Source organism: Agromyces sp. NPDC058126 (assembly GCF_042884595.1).
In the GTDB taxonomy this organism is placed as follows: Bacteria; Actinomycetota; Actinomycetes; order Actinomycetales; family Microbacteriaceae; genus Agromyces.
In genome coordinates, this window is record NZ_JBHVTS010000002.1 from 141,487 (window position 1) to 160,076 (window position 18,590).

Consider the following 18,590-nt stretch of genomic DNA (forward strand, 5'->3'; position numbering starts at 1 on the left):
GATGTCTGTCTGCATGGTGTCCTCCTGCGTCATCGTCTTCGATACCCTCGGGGCCGCTCGCGTAGGGCTGCGGCGGCCAGCCCTTCAGAATATGTGGTTCGCGCGCTGGCATGCAAGACCATGATCCGGAGTAGAGTGTGCGAATTCGTCGCCACGCGGGCCCGCGTGCCGCCGCCGCATCGAGGCGACCGCACGCCCGGCCCTGCACCGCCCGCGTGCCGTCCCGATCGATGAGGAGCCCGCGTGGGAACTGCACGGACGGCGTTCGCCCGCGCGAACGCCCGTCTCGGGGTGCTCGGCGGCATCGCGGCCGTCGTGCTGCTGCTCTCGGGAATCGGCACGACCGCGCTCGACACACTCGCCGGAGCGGCGACCGGCGGGCTGCGCACCGGCCTCGAGTCCGCCACCGGCGCCGCGGGCGCGGCCCGCTGGCAGATCCGCCTCGCGAACGACGCGGCGGCCCAGTCCGACGCCGCGGCCACTGTGCTGGACCGCATGCTCGTGCCCCACGGAGCGCGCTGGGAGAGGAGCACCGGGGCGCTGCCCACCCCGGCGAGCGCGGGCGACGAGCGCTTCGACGCGCTGCTCACGGCCGACCCCGCGGTCCCCGACCGCGCGGAGCTCGTCGCGGGCGAGTGGCCGGAGGATGCGTCCCCGGCGGCGGGGGCGCCCGACGCGGTGCCGACCGCGCTCAACGCGGCGGCCGCGACGGCGCTCGGCCTCGAACCGGGCTCGCTCGTGACCGTCGACGACGGCCCCGCGCTCGTCGTCGTCGGCATCTGGGAGCCGACGGACCCGACCGACCCCGCCTGGTTCGGCGACGCCGTGGTGGCGACCGGGTTCGCCGACGGCGCCGCCGGGCCGTTCCTCGTCGACGAGGCGACCGTGGTCGCGGCCCCGTCGTCCGCCGTCGTGCGCTGGACCGCGGTCGTGGACCCGGCCACGACGACGCCCGACGACGCCGCGGCGCTCCGAGCGACGCTGCCCGACGTCGAACCCGCGCTCCGCAACCAGGACGACCTCGGCTCGAGCGGCCTCGCCGCCTCGGGCGGGCTCCAGGGCACGCTCAGCCGCCTGCTGGCCGGTCTCGGCGCGGTGCGCGCGCTCGCCCCGGTGCCCGTGCTGCTGCTCGGCATCGCGGGCGTCGCCGCACTCGCCCGCCTCGCGGCGCTCCTCGGCGCGGCACGGCGCGGCGAGACCCTGCTGCTCCGGGCGCGCGGGGCCTCGGCGACGCGGCTCGCCCGCGACACCGCCGTCGAGGTGCTCGCAGTGGGGGTGCCTGCGGCCGCGATCGGCGCAGCCTCGGCTGCGCTGCTCGTCGGATGGCTGAGCCCCGACGCCCCGGGTGCCCCGTCCTCGGCCCTCGTCGTCGCCGCGCTCACCGTCGCCACCGCGGTGCTGCTCGTCGCGGGCCGCGCGTTCGCCGACGCCCGTCGCCCCGTGCAGCGCGGTTCGGGCGACGAACAGGGCCGGATGCCGCGTGCCGCCCTCGCGGCCGGCGCGGTGCTCGTCGTGGTGGCCGCGGCGATCTCGCTGTGGCAGTTCCGGCTGTACGGCTCGCCGCTCGTGCGCGGTGCCTCGGGCACGGTCGAGGTCGACCCGCTCTCGGTGCTCGCCCCCGTGCTCGTGCTGCTCGCCCTGTCCCTCGTCGCGCTCGGCCTCGCACGCCCGATCGGTGCGCTCTTCGAGCGCCTCGCGGCGGCCCGGCCCTCCCTCGTGCCTGCGCTGCCGATGCGGCAGCTCGCGCGCCGCAGTTCGCTGTTCGCCTCGGCGTCGCTCGTGACGATGCTCGCGGTCGCGGGCCTCACGCTCGCTGCGGTGTTCGCCGGCTCGTGGCAGTCGATCGACCGTGAGGCCGCGGCGCTCGCGACGGGCGGCGAGGTGCGGGTCTCGTTCGCCGGTCGTGACGTCGTGCGCGGCGACGACCCGCTCGCAACCGACGACTCCGTCGCGGCGTTGCCCGGTGTCACGGCCGACGGCCCGGTCTTCCGCGGCGAGGTGCGGCTCGGCTCCGACCCGGCGACCCTCGTCGCGGCCCCAGCGGGCGGTGTCGAGGCGATCGCACCCGGCACCGGGCTCGGTGCCGCAGCCGAAGCGCTCGGAGCCTCCGCGGCGGAGGCGGCCGTGCCGCTGCCCGAGGGCGCCTCGTCGCTCGAGCTCGAGGTCGGGGTGCGCGCGCCCGGCGAAACGGTCGGCTCGGTGGAGGTCTCGGTCTGGCTGCTCGCCGACGGCGGAGCCGCGACGAAACTGTCCGCCGGTGCCGTCGGCATCGCCGCGGGCGGCGGCGTCGCCCATCTCGAACTGCCGGATGCCACGGGCCTCCGTCTGCTGGGCCTCGAGGCGCGGCTCGTCGACGCTCCAGGGGCGTCGGGCGTCCAGGTCTCGTTCGACGGCCTCGGCGTCGACGGCGATACCCCGTCGGACGAGCTCGCGGGTGCCTTCGAGACCGTCGAGCTGTCGGCGGCCGTCCCCGCGGCGCGGGCTGCGCTGCCCGGCGGCGGCGGTCCGCTCCAGCTCGTGCTCGGCGCGGAGCTCGCCGACCGCATCTCCGCAGCGGTGGGCGACACGTTCGACATCCGTGTCGTGGCGGGCGGCACCGAGCTCGAGGCGGTCGTCGCAGGCATCGTGCCCGCCGTGCCGACCGCGGGCGGCAACGCCCTGCTCGCCGATCTCGGCGCACTCGAGCGCGCCGCGTTCGACGAGGGCGGCGGGGTGCCCGCGTTCGGCGAACGGTGGATCGCGACCGAGGACCCGGCGACGGTCGCGTCGGCGATCGAACGCGGGCAGGGGGTCACGGCGACCGCGACGACCCGCGACGACGCCTCCTCCACGACCCTCATCGCCCCGGCGATCACGACGTTCTGGCTCAGCGCAGCCGGAGCGCTGCTCTTCGCGCTCATCGCGTTCCGGTCGCTCGCGAGCGCACTCGCCGACGGCCGCTTCGGCGAGATCGTCGTGCTCCGCGCCCTCGGTGTCGCGCCGCGGCTGCAGGCGAGGGCTCGCTTCGCCGAGCTCGCGGCGACCGTGCTCGCGGCGATCGCGATGGGCACGCTCATCGGCCTCGCGACCGCGTGGTTCACCGCCCGCGAGCTGGCGCGCGCGACGATCGCCGACGCACCGGCGGCGCTCACCGCCCCGTTCGGCTTCGCGCTCTGGCCGTGGCTCGTCGCCCTCGCGGTCTTCGCCGTGCTCGCGGCCTCGACCGCGGGGCTCGCCGCCCGCGCGGTGCGCCGCACCGCGAGCCGCCCGGGCCTCCGGGAGGAGGAACGATGAGCGCACGCCACCATTCGACCTTGAGCACGACGGGCTTCTTCCGCCGACAGTTCTTCGCCGCACCCTTCGCCTCGATCATGCTCGCGCTCCTCGTCGCGGCGGGCGCGCTCCTCGCGACCGCCCTCCCCCGTGCCGTCGCCGCGATGCACACGGCGGCCCTCGCGGAGCATCTCGCCGAGTTCCCGGCGCGCGAGCTCGACGTGACCTCGTCGAACCGGGCCTGGCTGCCGTCGCTCGCGCCCTCGGAGCACGGTACGAGCCTCAGCGACGAGGTCGACGCCGTGTGGGGCGGTCAAGAGGAGCAGCTGCTCGAGATCGGCGAGGAGATGCCGCCCGAGCTCGCCCGGGTGAGCGACGACCCGCTGCAGGTGCTCATCGCCGGCCCGAACCAGGCGAAGCCCGACGGTGCGGGGCCCGGCTCGACCGACTTCATCCTGTACGCCGCCTTCGACCCCCGCTACGCCGAGCACGTGGAGCTCGCTTCGGGCCACTGGCCGACGGCGGTCGCCGTCCCCGAGGGGGCGACGGGCTTCGAGCCGGTCGAGTTCGTGGCATCCGAGCCCTTCGCTCGCGAGATGCAGTGGGAGCTCGGCGAGGTGCGCAGCATTCCCGCGGGTGCGATCCGGCAGCCGTTCGAGCTCGTCGGCACGTTCGCGGCGACCGACCCCGACGACGGGTACTGGAGCCATCTGCCCGTGCCGCTCGAGCCCTCGGTCGCGTTCACCCCCGACGGGACGCTCCGCATCACCGGCCTCGGCTTCGCGCACCCGAACTCGTGGGTCGCGTTCGAGCAGGCGCAGCTTCCGACGACCCTCGAGCTCTGGTACCCGATCGCGACCGAGCGCATCACGGCCGACCAGTCCGCCGAGCTCCAGCGCGAGCTCGACGAGTTCGTGAACACGAGCCGGATGGTCGTCTTCACGAGCGGACTCGGCGACGCCCTCGAAACCGCCGCCACCGCCGCAGCGGCGAGCGACACGGTGCTCGCGACCGTGGCCTCCGGGCCCATCGGCGTGATGATCGCGGTGCTCGTGCTCGGCGCGCGCGTCGTCTTCGAGCGGCGCAGACCGGGGCTCGAACTCGCCGCGGCCCGCGGGGCCTCGACGGGGTGGCTACGTGGCGTCCTCGCCGTCGAAGGGGCCGTCATCGGCGTCCCCGCGGCCGCACTGGGGGCCATGATCGGCACCCTCTTGGTGCCCGCCGACGGCGGCGCGGCCGGGCTCGTCATCGCGGCGCTCTTCGCGGTGACGCCCGCGGTGCTGCTCGTCGCCTCGGCGCCGTCCCTCACTCCCCTGCGGCGGGCTCGAGCCGACTTCGCCGCACGCGGCGGCGGCCGGCTGCGCTGGATCCTCGAGGCCGTGGTCGCCGTCGTCGCGGTCACGGCCGTGGTGCTCCTCCTCCGGCGGGGGCTCGCCACTTCGGCTGGCGACGTCGGCGTCGACCCGTTGCTCGCCGCGGTGCCGCTGCTGCTCGCGGTGCTGACGTGCCTCGTCGTGCTGCGGCTCTACCCGCTTCCGCTCGCCGCGATCGTGCGATCCGCTGCGTCGGGCCGAGGGCTCGTCGCGTTCCTCGGTTCGGCGCGGGCGCTCCGCGACCCGTCGGCCGGGGTCGTGCCCGTGCTCACGGTCGTGGTCGGCGTGTCGATCGCGATGTTCTCGGCGGTGCTGCTCGGCACGGTGCAGACGGGCGTCGACCGGGCCGCCGACGCCCGGGTGGGCGCCGACGCGGTCGTCGCGGGCACCCCGTTCACGCTGGAGCAGCAGACGGCGTTCGCCGAGGTGCCGGGGGTCGAGGCGATCGCGCCGGTGTACGCGACCGAGTCGACGCAGGTCGGCATCGACGGCCGCCTGCGGACGACGACCCTCATCGTCGTCGACTCGGCCGAGATGCGCGCCGTGCAGGCCGGGCGCACGGGCGCGACGCCGCTTCCGGACGGGCTCTCCGCGACCGGGGGCGATGCCGTGCCGGTGGTCGTCTCGCAGGTCATCGCCGACTCCATCGATGGCGCCGACGAGGTCGAGCTCGACCGCGAACCGTTCGAGATCGTGAGCGTCGTCGACGGACGCACCGCGTACTGGCCGCGCACGAGCTGGGTGCTCATCGACAAGGCCAACGCCGACGGCTTCGTGAACACCCTCGTGCCCGACCGGGTGCTCGTGCGCTACACCCCCGACGCAGACCCCGCGGCCGTCACCGCCGAGCTCGCCGAGATCGCCGGCGAGGACGCGACCGTGACGACGCCCGGCATGGTGCGCGACGAGCTCGCGGGCACCTCGGTCACGAGCGGTCTCGTGACCTCGCTCATCGGTGCGATCGTGCTGTCGAGCCTGCTCACCGCGCTCGCGATCGTGCTGACCCTCGTCGTCGGCCGCCCCGCCCGCGAACGGCTGCTGCCGCTGCTCTCGACCCTGGGGCTCCGCCGCCGGGGCGAACGCGCGCTCGTCGCATGGGAGGTCGGGCCCGTCGTCGCCGTCGCCCTCGTCGCCGGGGCGCTCCTCGGCGTCGTGCTGCCGTTCGTGGTGCTGCAGGGCATCGACCTGCGCGCCTTCACCGGCGCCGACCGTCAGCCCGCGGTCGTGTTCGACCCGTGGCTCATCGGCGCCGTGCTCGCAGGCTCGGTGCTCGTCACGGCGCTCGCGGTGCTGTTCGCATCCCGCGTCGGCGGCGAGGCGAGCGCCGCCCGCGCCATGCGCAAAGAAGAGGAGGGCTGAAACATGCCGAACGAGAACGAACCGCACATCCTCTGCACTGACCTCGTGCGCATCTTCACCGCCGACGGCGTCGAGGTGCAGGCCCTCCAGGGCCTCAACCTTCGGGTGGAGGCGGGCGAGATGGTCGCCGTCGTCGGCGCCTCGGGCTCCGGCAAGTCGACGCTGCTCACGATCCTCTCGGGCCTCGACACCGCCACCGCCGGTGTCGCCCGTGTCGCGGGGCACGACCTGCTCACGATGGGCGCCCGCGAGCGCATCGACTACCGCCGCCGCACCGTCGGTTTCGTGTGGCAGCAGACCTCACGCAACCTCCTCCCCTACCTCACCGCGGCCGAGAACGTGGCCCTCGCGATGAACGTCGCCCGCACCAGGCGCGGTGCCGAACGCGCCCGCCGTGTCGACGAGCTGCTCGAACTGCTCGAGGTCGGGCCGGAGCGCGACCGCCGCCCCGCCGAGCTCTCTGGCGGGCAGCAGCAGCGCGTCGCGATCGCCGTCGCCCTCGCGAACGACCCGCTCGTACTGCTCGCCGACGAACCCACGGGCGAGCTCGACGAGGCCATGTCCTCCGCCGTGCTCGAGGCGATGCGTGGCGTCAACGAGGAGCTCGGCGTGACGACCCTCATCGTCACGCACGACCCGGCCGTGTCGGGGCACGTGCGCCGCACGGTGCAGATCCGCGACGGGCGCACCTCGACCGAGGTGCTGCGCTCGGTGCACGTCGACGAGCACGGCGAGGAGCAGCACGTCGCCGAGGAGTTCGCCGTGCTCGACCGGGTCGGCCGCCTGCAGTTGCCGCAGGACTTCATGCACAGCCTCGAGCTCCGCGACCGCGTGCGCCTCGCGCTCGAGAGCGACCACGTCGGTGTCTGGCCGGGTCACGAACGGCGGGCGGATGCCACGGCGCCACCGCCGGGCGAGACGCCGCCGCCGGCCGCGGCGCCGCAGCCGGGCAGGACCCCCGGGGCCCCCGCCCCGAGCTCGCGGCGTGCGCGGCACGCCGCAGACCCCGTGGCATCCGAGCCGACGACGCCCGACAACACCGAGGAGGAGCGATGAGCGCACTGCGCGCCGAATCTGTGAGCCGTGTCTTCGAGGGCCGCGCGGGCGCCGTGCACGCGGTCGACGGCGTCTCCCTCGAGGTTCACCCCGGTGAGCTCCTCGTCGTCACCGGTCGCTCGGGCGCCGGCAAGACGACCCTGCTGAACCTGCTCGGCGGCCTCGACCGCCCCACCTCGGGCAGCGTGCGGCTCGGCGACGACGAGCTGACGGCGCTCGACGAGGAGGGGCTCGCGGCGGTGCGCCGCGACCGGGTCGGCTACGTGTTCCAGTCGTTCGGGCTCATCCCGGTGCTCTCGGCCGCCGAGAACGTCGAGGTGCCGCTGCGCCTGCAGCGCACGCCCCCCGCCGAGCGGGCCGCCCGGGTCGCCGAGGCGCTCGAGCTCGTCGGGCTCGCCGGGCACGCCGCGCAGCGCCCCTACGAGCTCTCGGGCGGGCAGCAGCAGCGCGTCGGCATCGCGCGGGCGCTCGCCGCCCGGCCCCAGGTGCTGCTCGCCGACGAACCGACCGGGCAGCTCGACAGCGGCACCGCCGCGACGGTCATGGGGCTCATCGTCGACCTCGTGCACACGCAGGGCGTCGCCGCCGTCGTCACCACCCACGACGCCGCCCTCGTCGGCCGCGCCGACCGGGTCATCGAGCTCCACGACGGCCGCGCCGTCGGCTGACCGCGGCCGCCTGCACACGCCGCGCCGACCGGCTGACCGCGCGGCCGACGGCGACGGCGACGGCTCAGCGCACCCGCACCGACAGGCAGGTCACGCAGCCCTCGAGCTTCTCGAACTCGCTGATGTCGACGGTCACCACCCGGTAGCCGAGCCCCGCGAGCATCGCCGCGGTGCGCGGCGCCGACGCCGACATGAGCAGCGAGGTGGCCGATAGCGCGACGACGGCGACGCCCTCGGGCTCGGGCACCGGCAGGAACCGCGGGAACAGCCCGGTCTCGTCGAGGAGCGCAGGGTCGCCGATGACCGTGCCGTCGGGCAGAGCGGTCGCCGCGCTCTTCAGGTGCAGCGCCTTCGACATCGGGACGCCGACGACGGTGTAGCCGTGCGGCGCGAGGAGCTCGCGGAGCTGGCGGATGCCCTCGGCGTTGGTGCGCGAGGAGGCCCCCACGTAGACGACGTCGCCGACCTTCAGCACATCGCCGCCGTCGAGGGTGCCGGGTGATTCGATGCGCGCGACGCTCAACCGCGAGATCGAACGGACCGCCCGCTCCACGGCCTCGACCTCGGCGCGGCGCGACTCGGCGCCGGGCAGCGTGAGCACGGCGAGGTCGTCGAACATGACGACCGTGTCCTCGACGAACACCGAATCCGCCAGCTCGGGAGCGGCGTCGACCTCGACGGTCTCCCACCCCTCGGCGACGAGCGCGGCGCAGTAGTTGTCCCACTGCTCGTCGGCGCGCGCCTGGTCGACGGGACGGCGCTCGAGGTGGGTGAGCTCGGCCTCGTCGAGGTTCGAGGCGGGGATGCGCACGAGGGCGATCCGGCGCGGCTCGCGAACCGGTGCGTAGCTGAGGACGCCGTGCACGACGCGCGGCGCGAGGAACACCTGACCGAGCACCACGGCGAGCACGAAGATCAGGTTGAGGCTCACGAGGGAGCCGACGACGAAGAGGAACGCCTGCGGCCCGAACGGCGAACGCGCGGTGAGGGCGACCATGATCGTCGTCGCGATGAGGGCCGCGAGGCAGGCCGAGGTGAACCCCGTGATCAGGGCGAGGAACCACGCGCGGGTCGCCCCGAGCGCGTTCGCGATCGAGAGCAGCCCCCACGCGAAGAACGCGGCGAGGGCGAAGTGCCCGAAGACCTGGGCGAAGACGGCCGGGGACTGCCCGTTGCCGATGAAGAAGGCGAGCACCGCGACGCTCATGGCGATGATCGCGACGACCGCCGCGGAGACGAGGGCCGCCGCCGCCCGGCGTCCGCGGGTCGTGGCCGGCGTGAAGCGGGCCGCGGAGCGGGATGCGGGCAGGGGGGAAGCCGGCGGAACGGGGGAGGTCATGGCACGAGCCTACTGGCCGGTCGAAGGCCTCGGCGTCCGCGCTCCCCGCGCCACAGCGCCGCACCGTGGCCCACGCATCGCCGCGGTGCTCCGCGCCCTGCAAGCGTCACCTGGCGTGCCGAACGCTCCCCCCGGGCCGCCGGGCGAGACGTCGAGCGTGCACTCGACGCGTCGCCCGGCGGCGGCGGGATGCGGCGACAGGAGCCGCCGGCTCAGCGCCCCGCGTCGAGGCGGGCGCGGGCGAGCCGCTCGGCGGCGTCGAGCGTGGTCGATCCGGTCGTCACGGCGTCCTGCAGCACGGCGGCGACGACGTCGCCGATGCCCGCGATGCGTGCGTCGAGCGCGGCCTGGTCGGCACCGGGCTGACCGGCGACGTCGAGGTAGATCACACCGCCGGCGTTCACGACGAAGTCGGGCGCCCAGACGATGCCGCGGTCGCGCAGGAGGCCGGCGACCTCGCGCGAGGCGAGCTGATTGTTCGCGGCGCCGACGACGGCGCGCACCTGCAGCTCGTCGACGACGGCGGGCGTCAGCACGCCGCCGAGCCCGCACGGCACGAAGACGTCGGCCTCGACGCGGTGCGCCTCGGCCGGGTCGACCCAGGCGGCGCCGAGCTCGTCGGCGAGCGCACGCTTGTGCTCCGCGACATCCGTCACCGTGAGGCGGGCGCCCGCGGGGCGAGGCTGCGCGCGAGGCGACCGCCCACCTGGCCGAGACCCGAGATGACGAAATGGCGGCCGGCGGCGTCGTTCGAGCCGAACACGTGGCCGAGCGTCGCGAGGATCGAGGCGTGGACGCCCGCGGCGGTCGCGTCGGCGGGCTCGCCGACGCCGCCCTGCTCGGGCGGCAGGCCGCAGACGTGCTCGGTGCGCTCGTGGACGACGGCCATGAGCTCGGCGCTCGTGCCGACGTCCTCGGCGGTCATGTAGGCGCCGCCGAGCGACTCGACGGCGTCGCCGAGGTCGAGCATCGCGTCGCGGCGCTGCGCCTCGTCGAGGACGACTCCGGCCGGAACCGCGACGACCGACTTGCCGCCGCCGCGCATGAGGCCGGCTGCGGCGTTCTTCATGGTCATGGCCTGCGACAGGCGCAGGGCGTCGGCGAGGCCGTCGGTCCAGTGGCCGTAGTTCCAGACGCGGGCGCCGCCGAGCGCCTGGCCGAGGCGCGTGGAGTGCACGGCGACGATGACGGTGAGTCCCGAGCGGGGACCGCGGGTGATGAGCACCCGTTCATGGTCGGGGGCGTCGCTCGGCAGGGTGGCGCTGACCTCGGCGGGCACCGCCGGGGCGTGGGTGATCGACATCGATCGTTCTCCTCGAATCATCCGCTTCGTGGGCGGAACCTCGCCCGCGCGGGGTGTGCGCAGGGTCGATCCAAGGGTACCGCCGCTCGGCATGCCGCGGCTCGCATACGGCTCGCCGTGACCGTCGGTTCGCATCACGCCCGCCGTTGCCCCGGTCGGGAGGAGATCGCACGAACGGGAGGAGCATTCGCGCGATCCGGCCCTCCCGATCGCGCGATCTCCTCCCGTTCGAGCGGGTGGGGTGGCGGCCTAGTGGAAGAAGTGCCGCTCGCCCGTGAAGTACATCGTGACGCCGGCCGCCGCGGCCGCCGCGACGACCTCCTCGTCGCGCACCGAGCCGCCGGGCTGGACGACGGCCTTCACGCCGGCGTCGAGCAGGATCTGCAGTCCGTCGGCGAAGGGGAAGAACGCGTCGGATGCCGCGACCGAGCCCGCGGCCCGGTCGCCCGCCCGCTCGACCGCGAGCTTGCACGAGTCGACGCGGTTGACCTGGCCCATGCCGACGCCTACCGAGGCGCCGCCCGACGCGAGCAGGATCGCGTTCGACTTCACCGCGCGGCAGGCCCGCCAGGCGAACTCGAGGTCGGCGAGCGTCTCGGCGTCGACCGCCTCGCCCGCGGCGAGGGACCACTCGGCGGCTGGCGCGAAGTGCCGGTCGGCCTGCTGCAGCAGCACGCCGCCCGAGATCTGCTTGAGCTCGACCGCGGTCGGCACGAAGCCCTCGGGCAGGGTGAGCAGGCGGATGTTCTTCTTCTGCGTGAGGATCTCGACGGCCTCGGCCTCGAACGCCGGCGCCACGAGCACCTCGGTGAAGATGCCGGCGACGGTCTCGGCCATCTCGCGGGTGACGATGCGGTTCGCCGCGATCACGCCGCCGAACGCCGAGACCGGGTCGCACTCGTGCGCGCGGCGGTGGGCGTCGGCGATCGGGTCGGCGGCACCGGCCGCGGCGACGGCGATGCCGCACGGGTTCGCGTGCTTGATGATCGCCACGGCCGGCTCGTCGAAGTCGAAGGCGGCCCGCACCGCGGCATCCGCGTCGACGTAGTTGTTGTAGCTCATCTCCTTGCCGTGCAGCTGCACGGCCTGGGCGATACCCGGCCGCCCGCCCTGCGAGGAGTAGATCGCCGCCTGCTGGTGCGAGTTCTCGCCGTAGCGGAGGTCGGCGTCCTTCGTCCAGGTGCCGCCGACCCAGGCCGGGAACGGCGAGACCTCGGGCGCCTGGTCGGGAGCGACCACGCTGCCGATCCACGAGGCGACGGCGACGTCGTACGAGGCGGTGTGCCGGAACGCCTCGCGGGCCAGCTCGCGGCGCTGCGCGAGCGTCGTGCCGCCCGCGGCGAGCGCGGCGACGACCTCGGAGTAGCGGTCGGGCGAGACCACGACGGCGACGTTCGCGTGGTTCTTCGCCGAGGCGCGAACCATCGCCGGCCCGCCGATGTCGATCTGCTCGACGACGGCGTCGGGCGCGGCGCCCGAGGCAACGGTCTCGACGAAGGGGTACAGGTTCACGACGACGAGCTCGTACGGGGCGATGCCGAGTCCGGCGAGCTCCTGCTCGTGCGACTCGAGACGCAGGTCGGCGAGGAGGCCGGAGTGCACGGCCGGGTGGAGCGTGCGCACGCGTCCGTCGAGGTGCTCGGGGTAGCCCGTGACCTCGGCGATCTGCGTGACGGGCAGGCCCGCGTCGGCGATGGCCTTCGAGGTGCCGCCGGTCGAGACGATCTCGACGCCGGACTCGACGAGCGCGCTCGCGAGCTCGACGAGGCCGCGCTTGTCGCTCACGGCGATGAGCGCCCGGCGCACGGGCACCAGGTCGCGCTCGCGGTACAGGCTGGGGTCGATGGCGTGGCCGCTCATGATCGTGCGAGGTCCTTCAGGTCGAGGTGCGAATTGGCGATGTCGAGCACGGCCTGGATGAGCAGGCGCCGCTCGACGGGCTTGATGCGGTCGTGGAGGCTCGACTCGGTGTCGCCCGGCAGCACCGGGATGCGCTCCTGCGCGATGATCGGGCCGCCGTCGACGGAGTTGTCGACGACGATGAGGCTCGCCCCGGTCTGGGCGACGCCCGCGGCGAGCGCGTCGCGCACGCCGTGCGCGCCGGGGAACTCGGGGAGGTACGCGGGGTGCGTGTTGATGAGCTGCGGTGAGAAGGCGTCGACGACGGCGGGCGGCACGAGCCGCATGAGCCCCGAGAGCACGACGAGGTCGGGCTCCCAGCGGCGCACCTCCTCGATCAGCGCGTCGCCCCAGGCGTCGCGGTCGGGGTACGCGGTGAAGGGCACCGTGAAGGTCGGCACGCCGTACTCCTCGCCCAGCACGAGACCGGATGCCTCGCGGTCGGCGCCGATCGCGACGACGCGCGCCGGGAACTCGGCGTCTTCGGCGGCTTCGAGCAGGGCCCGGAGGTTCGAGCCTCCGCCGGAGATGAGGACGACGAGCTTCAGCACCCCTCGAGCCTACCGGCCGCCGGAGGCCGCCACGACGGCCCCGTCGACCCGGGGACTACCGGGCTGCGTACTCGTGCGAGGGCTGCCGGAGGCGCATCCACGCCGTCACGCCGCCCGCGATCGCGCCGACGCCCACCGTCGCGGCGGCGACGAGCGCGACGGCCCACGGGTCGGGACCGACGACGGCGAGGCGTCCGGGACCGGCCGCACCGCCCGACCACCAGGCGAGCAGTCCCATCACGATGCCCGCGACGACACCCGCTCCGGCGCCCACGGCGACCGGATACCACCACGGCTCGGACCCGACGTCGCCCCTGGCCTCGGTGCTCGCCACGCTCGCGCTCTCCCGCCCGAGCACGAACCACGCGCCCGCGAAGCCGAGCACCACCGGGACGAGGAGCCAGAGCACGCCCAGCATGGGGGCGTCGCCCGGCAGCGCACCGAGCAGCGGAACTCCGGGGATCGGCCCGAGCACGGTGCCGCCCGGCGCGACGGTCGTGCCCGCGCCGATCGCGAACCCGGGCCCGAGGAGCCAGGCCGACGCCCAGATCACGAAGTTCGGGATGAACGCGAGCTCGACGACGGTGAGCAGGATGCCTCCGTCGACCCCCGCGCCGAGCGACTGGCTGAGCCCCGCGATCGTCGCGTAGTCGACGGCGATGAGCGCGGCCACGAGCACCGCGGCGACGCCGAGCACGCCGAAGGCGGCGGCGCCGCCGATACGCGCCGCCCGACGCACGGCGTCGACGCCGGCGGGCGGCAGCTCGTCGAGCCGATCGCGCACCCAGCCGCCGGCAAGGTCGCCCAGGTTGGCCTCGCGGAGCGTCTCGAGCACTGCGCCGATGACGACGCCGATCGCCATCACGAAGGCGGGCAGCACGATCGCCTGCCAGAGCGAGGCACTCGCCGCCTCGCTGCCGGCGGCGAGGCCGAGTACGGCGCCGACGAGCGCGTAGACCACGATCGCCGAGACCGACCCGGTGATCGAGTGACCGGCGGCGGCCGAGCGGCGACCGATGCGGCGACCGACGGCGACCGAGGCGAGCGCGAAGCCGAGCAGCGTGATCGTGATCGGGAACGGATCGCCGGCCCCGGGGAGCGCCATGCGCTCCGCGGTGACGGGGTCGAGCTGGAGCACGAGGTCGACCCCGTGGCCGAGCAGCCAGAGGTCGGCGGCGGCGCGGAAGAAGGCGGCCGCGTCGACCGCCAGGCCGAAGTGCACCGCCCAGACGACGAGCAGCGGCACGAGCACGACGCCGAGACCGATGAGCGCCGAGACGGCGGCTTCGAGGGCGGCCAGCAGGGCGATCGTCGTACGTCTCATGACCTCGCCGAGCCTAGCGGAACCGGGCGCCGAACCCGCCCGCCACGGCGGCGCGACGTCAGCTCGGCCCGGATCGGCCGCCGGTGGGGACCTCGGCGTCGTCGTCGGCCTCGGAGTCGTCGCCGGCCTCGACATCGTCGGCGGCCTCCGGCGCCGGCTCCGCGGCATCCGCCTCGTTCGGTTCGGCGGCCGCCTCGACGGGTTCGTCGACGGGTCGGCGGAGCACCTCGAGGATGAGGAGGGCGAGGAGCGCGAGGAGCACGGTCGTCACGACCGAGGACGTCGTCACCGGGCGGTTGAGCAGGATGACCGCGGCGGCGATCACCGCGATCGCGCCCGCGATCAGCCCGTGGGAGCGATCGAGCGCGTGGCCGAACGACCCGGTCGAGAGCCCGTGCCGGTCGCCCGCGCGTCGGAGCGCCGCGAAGCCGCTGCCGGCGAATCCCCGCAGCGAGCGCGCCGGCGCCCAGGGGCCGGCGACCCACGCGATCAGCGCGGCGAACAGGCCGAGCACGAGCAGGGCGACGGTCGTCGAGCGCATCGCCTCCGTGAGCTGCGCGTAGATGACCTCGGCGGCGCCGCCCGGGATGATGCTCGGGCTGATGGTCGCGATGAAGACGATCTTGCCGATCTCGAAGCCCGCGGCGAGCAGGGCCATCACGAAGGCGAAGCCGCCGGCCGTCCAGACGAAGGCCTTCGAACGGCGCTTCGCGACGAGGACGCCCGCGACCAGGAAGGCGAGCGCGACCCACGGCAGCCAGGTGCCGATGCCGACCGCGAGCGAGTACAGCGTGGACACGAGCACGAAGGCGTCGCCCTGGGCGACGACGATGCTCTGCTCGACGACCGGGATCGCGTCGGCGAACCCGACGCCGCGCTCCGAGAGGCGCTCCTTCACGGCCTCGATGATCGGGCCGATCTGCACCGACAGCGTTCCGTCGCCGCCGATCTCGAGCATCGCGTCGGGGTCGCCCTGCACGGCGGCGACGAACTGGGTATGGGTGGTCTGCAGTGCGGTACGCCAGATGTCGGCGAATGCGTCGGAGGCGACGAGCCGGTCGACCACGTCGGCGACCAGCGACTGCAGCCCCTGCGTGGCCGGCGCCTCGAGGAGGCCGAGCGCGTCCGCGGCGCGGGGCGGCAGGTCGAGGGCCCGGAGGCCGTCGAAGAGATCGGCGGTCAGCTGCGGGATGTCGACCTGGCGTTCGATGGCCGCCGTCACCTGGTCGGAGACGTACTCCTGCACCTCGGGGTCCTCGGCGAGCGGCGCGAAGGTCGCCACGAACCGGTCGGTGTCGACGAGTTCGAGGCGGGCCCACGCCGCGACGACGGCGACGGGGGCGAGCAGCAGCCCGATCACCACGAGGACGACGGCCGCGACGGTGCGACCGCGACCACGCCCGCGACGCTTCTCGGCGGCGGCCGGGACGGCCGGCGCGCCGGACACCTCAGTCGTCTCGACGCTGCGCAGGCGCGCGTTCTCGGCCTCGAGTTCGGCCACACGGGCCTCGAGCTCGGCACTGGTCATCTTCGGCATGTGTCCCCCTCAGCATGACGATAGCGCTTGGGGGGCGCCCCGAGCACGAACTCAGTGGATGAATGCCTTCAACACGATCATGACGAGGCCGAAGGCCGCCGTGGTGACGGCGCCGAGCAACTGCTTGTGCAACGGTGCGCCCCGACGCCGGTAGGCCACGAATCCGAGCACGGCGAGCACGAGCACGCCCGCCCACAACGCCAGCCAGATGGTCAAGGCGTCGGGCACCACGCGCAGCGCGCCGAGCAGGAGGATCAGCGACGGCAGCAGCGCCGAGGCGAGCAGGCCGAGCGAGTGGTTCAGCGCCGCGTCGAACGCCTGCCGCAGCGGCATCACGTGGTCGATGGCGAGGCCGTGCCGCGAGACCGTGCCCGCGTAGACGTGCGCGGCCCAGAACACGACGACGGTGATCGCCACGATCCAGAAGACCTCCCACGAGCTCGAGCCGTGGGTTCCGGCCACCACGATCATGCCCGACACGAGCACGACGCCGTACACGGACTCCTCGGTCACGAAGGCCGTTCGGACGAGGTGGTCGCGCACCTGCGCGGCGCGGTGGTCGCGCTCGCGCGCGGCATCCGGTTCTTCGACGCTCATGCCGCCACTCTCTCACGCTGCGGGCGGATGACCCCCGTTCTGGGTCATGAGAATCACTCAGTTACTCTGTCGCAGGGGTTCGCATCGGAGTAGCGTGCGAGGTGAAAACCTGAGACTCCCCCGGGTTCGATGCATTCCGCTGCCGCCTCACCCACGGCGCGGAGACGACCGTCACCCGCACGCCCTGCCACGCCCGCGCACAGCCGCCCCGACCATCGCCCCGCCGGGACCGTCCGGTCCGCCCGGGCCGGACGACGTTGCACACCGGGAGGCGACGATGCCGCTCACAACCCCAACCCGCTCGTCCGGAAGCACGTCTCGGACGCGACGGGTGCTCGCTGCAACGGCAGCGAGCTGTCTCGCTGTCACGATGTTCCTCGTCGCGGGCCCCGCGCTCGCGGGATCCGTCCCGCCGTTCGACATCGACGGTTCCGTGCCGGACGGCGGCACCACCCAGATCGACGATCTCTTCGGAAGCGTGAAGGAGCTCGGGCCGCTCAACTCGAGCACCACGAAGATCGGCGTCATCAACCGGGACGCACCGCCCACCTTGGGCGAGACGAACCCGAACGCCCAGGTCGACCTGCGCCGAGCCTGGCTCGACACGGAGAAGGACGCCGACGACGATGACTGGCTCTACTTCGCCTGGGAGCGCGACAAGAACACCGGCAGCGGGTTCATCGCCTACGAGTTCATGCAGAACAAGGCGCCCGTGGCCTGCGCCTACGAGACGGCGACGCCCGCGCAACTGATCGCCGACTGCAACCCGTGGGCCAACCGCACGGCCGGCGACTTCATGATCCTGTGGGACCAGCAGGGCGGAAGCCTCGACCTGTTCCTCCGCGTCTGGAGCGGCACCGCGCCGAACCTGACCCTCGGTCCGCCACTGGCGCTCGACAGCTCCAACTCGGCGGCGCAGTACAGTGCCGACGGGTTCTTCGGCGAAGCGGCCGTCAACCTGACGGACACCATCTTCGGCGGGTCCACCGAGTGCCTCTCGTTCGCCAACACCATCCCGAGCACGGTGACCGGCAACTCCGACACCGCCGACTACAAGGACACGATCCTCGCCACGACACCGCCCATCAGCAACTGCACCTCGACCACGGTGACCACGCCGAAGGACGGCGGCGGAGCTGACATCCCCGTCGGCGGCCTCTCGATCGGCACCGGCGTCGTCGCGGTGAAGGACTCGGCAGTGGTCGACATCGAAGGAGGCGACGCCGATCCTGCGGGCTCGGTGGCGTTCTCCCTGTGCAAGGTGGATGCACCGGCCCTGTGCGACACCGGCGGCACCAGCGTCGGGACGACGAACCTGACGGGCGCGGACTACCCGGTGACCGTCGTGTCGCCGACCGCCTACGTCACCTCCGTCGGTCGGTACTGCTGGCGCGCGGAGTTCAGCGGGGACACCGCCAACGGCATCCCCGGCTCGAGCGACTCGACCGAGACGGAGTGCTTCACGGTGAACCCGAAGACCCCGGCGCTGGCGACCACCGCGGGCGATGACGTCCTGCTCGGCAACCCGGTGACGGACTCGGCCACCCTGAACGGGACGGCCACCCAGCCGGCCAACCCGGTCATCAACCTGACCGGCACCGGTGGGGCCGCGGCCGGAGGCACGATCACCTTCAAGCTGTTCGGGCCTGACAACTGCACCACATTGGCGTACACCTCGTCGGCGGTGACGGTGAACGGGAACGGCACCTACAACTCGCCGGCCCCGCAGTTCGTGCCCACCCTCCCGGGCACCTACCACTGGGTCGCCGTGTACAGCGGAAGCCCGCCGAACACCAACGGCACCACGCACAACAGCGGATGCACCGACACCAATGAGGACGTCGTGGTACAGACCGTGCCCTCGACGCTCTCGAGCGCGCAGCGGTGGGTGCCGAACGACTCGGTGACGGTGTCGGCCCCGGCCGGCAGCGGCGCTCTGGCCGGCAACGTCGACTTCGAGTTGTTCGCGAACGCGACGTGCACCGGTTCGGCCATCTTCACGCAGCTGAACGTCAGCGTGTCGGGTGCCTCGCCGCAGACGGTGTCGACGAACAACACCACTGCGCAGACGGTGGGCGGGTCGTTCTCGTGGCGAGTCAACTACGACAGCACGAACCCGGCGCAGCGGGACATCGGCGCCAGCTGCCACGAGACCTCGGTGCTGAGCATCGTGAACGGGGGCAGCATCAGCAGCGAGTGAGCGACGAGCGTCGAACATGAATTGAGCCGGACGGCCGGGGTGCGCCCCCCGCTCCACCCCGCCGGACGGCAGAACCCCGCAGACCATGGGTCTACGGGGTTCTGTTCTTCCTACGTCCGGGATGCCCGGCGT

Annotated in this window: 13 protein-coding genes; 5 read left to right on the forward strand and 8 right to left on the reverse strand. The window is 73.8% G+C overall.

Annotated elements, in window-relative coordinates:
* Positions 1-243 precede the first annotated feature (243 nt).
* From ACFVTR_RS05885 to ACFVTR_RS05900, 4 genes are read left to right on the forward strand one after another with little or no spacing between them, the layout of a single operon-like run.
* Positions 244-3,273 carry a hypothetical protein gene (locus ACFVTR_RS05885; RefSeq protein ID WP_387035581.1) on the forward strand — a complete coding sequence of 1,010 codons (3,030 nt, stop codon included), beginning with the start codon at positions 244-246 and terminating at the stop codon, positions 3,271-3,273.
* Positions 3,270-5,984, forward strand: a complete 2,715-nt coding sequence (locus tag ACFVTR_RS05890; RefSeq protein ID WP_387035583.1) for an FtsX-like permease family protein — start codon at positions 3,270-3,272, stop codon at positions 5,982-5,984. The genes ACFVTR_RS05885 and ACFVTR_RS05890 overlap by 4 nt, the downstream gene beginning before the upstream one ends.
* 3 nt (positions 5,985-5,987) lie before the next feature.
* The gene (locus ACFVTR_RS05895) at positions 5,988-7,040 is read left to right on the forward strand and encodes an ABC transporter ATP-binding protein (protein ID WP_387035585.1); all 1,053 of its coding nucleotides are present in this window, start codon (positions 5,988-5,990) and stop codon (positions 7,038-7,040) included.
* Positions 7,037-7,708, forward strand: a complete 672-nt coding sequence (locus ACFVTR_RS05900; RefSeq protein ID WP_387035587.1) for an ABC transporter ATP-binding protein — start codon at positions 7,037-7,039, stop codon at positions 7,706-7,708. Before ACFVTR_RS05895 ends, ACFVTR_RS05900 begins: the two co-directional genes overlap by 4 nt.
* Before the next feature lie 64 nt (positions 7,709-7,772).
* Here ACFVTR_RS05900 and ddaH read toward each other — a convergent pair whose 3' ends face one another.
* The 8 genes from ddaH to ACFVTR_RS05940 form a co-directional block, all read right to left on the reverse strand.
* On the reverse strand, positions 7,773-9,047 hold the full coding sequence (gene ddaH / locus ACFVTR_RS05905; RefSeq protein ID WP_387035589.1) for a dimethylargininase: 1,275 nt from the start codon (positions 9,045-9,047) through the stop codon (positions 7,773-7,775).
* 212 nt (positions 9,048-9,259) lie between these two features.
* A complete protein-coding gene (locus ACFVTR_RS05910) occupies positions 9,260-9,703 on the reverse strand; it encodes a hypothetical protein (RefSeq protein ID WP_387035591.1) in 444 nt (147 codons plus the stop codon).
* On the reverse strand, positions 9,700-10,350 hold the full coding sequence (locus tag ACFVTR_RS05915) for a Glu/Leu/Phe/Val dehydrogenase dimerization domain-containing protein (RefSeq protein WP_387035593.1): 651 nt from the start codon (positions 10,348-10,350) through the stop codon (positions 9,700-9,702). Before ACFVTR_RS05915 ends, ACFVTR_RS05910 begins: the two co-directional genes overlap by 4 nt.
* Positions 10,351-10,599: 249 nt before the next feature.
* Entirely contained in the window at positions 10,600-12,210 is a 1,611-nt protein-coding gene (gene purH, locus ACFVTR_RS05920) for a bifunctional phosphoribosylaminoimidazolecarboxamide formyltransferase/IMP cyclohydrolase (RefSeq protein WP_387035595.1), read from the reverse strand.
* Positions 12,207-12,800 (reverse strand): phosphoribosylglycinamide formyltransferase, encoded by a 594-nt coding sequence (purN, locus tag ACFVTR_RS05925; RefSeq protein ID WP_376944395.1) that lies wholly within the window; start codon positions 12,798-12,800, stop codon positions 12,207-12,209. Before purN ends, purH begins: the two co-directional genes overlap by 4 nt.
* A 55-nt stretch (positions 12,801-12,855) precedes the next feature.
* Positions 12,856-14,124 carry a DUF6350 family protein gene (locus tag ACFVTR_RS05930; protein ID WP_387035597.1) on the reverse strand — a complete coding sequence of 423 codons (1,269 nt, stop codon included), beginning with the start codon at positions 14,122-14,124 and terminating at the stop codon, positions 12,856-12,858.
* A gap of 58 nt (positions 14,125-14,182) precedes the next feature.
* Complete coding sequence (locus ACFVTR_RS05935; RefSeq protein ID WP_387035598.1) at positions 14,183-15,661, reverse strand: hypothetical protein; 1,479 nt, start codon at positions 15,659-15,661, stop codon at positions 14,183-14,185.
* A 51-nt stretch (positions 15,662-15,712) separates the two neighbouring features.
* Positions 15,713-16,258: a hypothetical protein gene (locus ACFVTR_RS05940; RefSeq protein WP_387035599.1), complete on the reverse strand. Its 546-nt coding sequence runs from the start codon at positions 16,256-16,258 to the stop codon at positions 15,713-15,715.
* A 370-nt stretch (positions 16,259-16,628) separates the two neighbouring features.
* On the opposite strand from ACFVTR_RS05940, the gene ACFVTR_RS05945 reads away from it, so the two are divergent.
* Positions 16,629-18,458 carry a hemagglutinin gene (locus ACFVTR_RS05945; protein WP_387035600.1) on the forward strand — a complete coding sequence of 610 codons (1,830 nt, stop codon included), beginning with the start codon at positions 16,629-16,631 and terminating at the stop codon, positions 18,456-18,458.
* The last annotated feature ends 132 nt before the right edge of the window (positions 18,459-18,590 follow it).

Coding starts and splice junctions, on each gene's coding strand:
- ACFVTR_RS05895 (WP_387035585.1), top strand. CDS start 5,988: ATGCCGAACGAGAACGAACCGCACATCCTCTGCACTGACCTCGTGCGC.
- ACFVTR_RS05900 (WP_387035587.1), top strand. CDS start 7,037: ATGAGCGCACTGCGCGCCGAATCTGTGAGCCGTGTCTTCGAGGGCCGC.
- purH (WP_387035595.1), bottom strand. CDS start 12,210: ATGAGCGGCCACGCCATCGACCCCAGCCTGTACCGCGAGCGCGACCTG.
- ACFVTR_RS05940 (WP_387035599.1), bottom strand. CDS start 16,258: ATGAGCGTCGAAGAACCGGATGCCGCGCGCGAGCGCGACCACCGCGCC.
- ddaH (WP_387035589.1), bottom strand. CDS start 9,047: ATGACCTCCCCCGTTCCGCCGGCTTCCCCCCTGCCCGCATCCCGCTCC.
- ACFVTR_RS05890 (WP_387035583.1), top strand. CDS start 3,270: ATGAGCGCACGCCACCATTCGACCTTGAGCACGACGGGCTTCTTCCGC.
- ACFVTR_RS05945 (WP_387035600.1), top strand. CDS start 16,629: ATGTTCCTCGTCGCGGGCCCCGCGCTCGCGGGATCCGTCCCGCCGTTC.
- ACFVTR_RS05935 (WP_387035598.1), bottom strand. CDS start 15,661: ATGCCGAAGATGACCAGTGCCGAGCTCGAGGCCCGTGTGGCCGAACTC.
- ACFVTR_RS05930 (WP_387035597.1), bottom strand. CDS start 14,124: ATGAGACGTACGACGATCGCCCTGCTGGCCGCCCTCGAAGCCGCCGTC.
- ACFVTR_RS05915 (WP_387035593.1), bottom strand. CDS start 10,350: ATGTCGATCACCCACGCCCCGGCGGTGCCCGCCGAGGTCAGCGCCACC.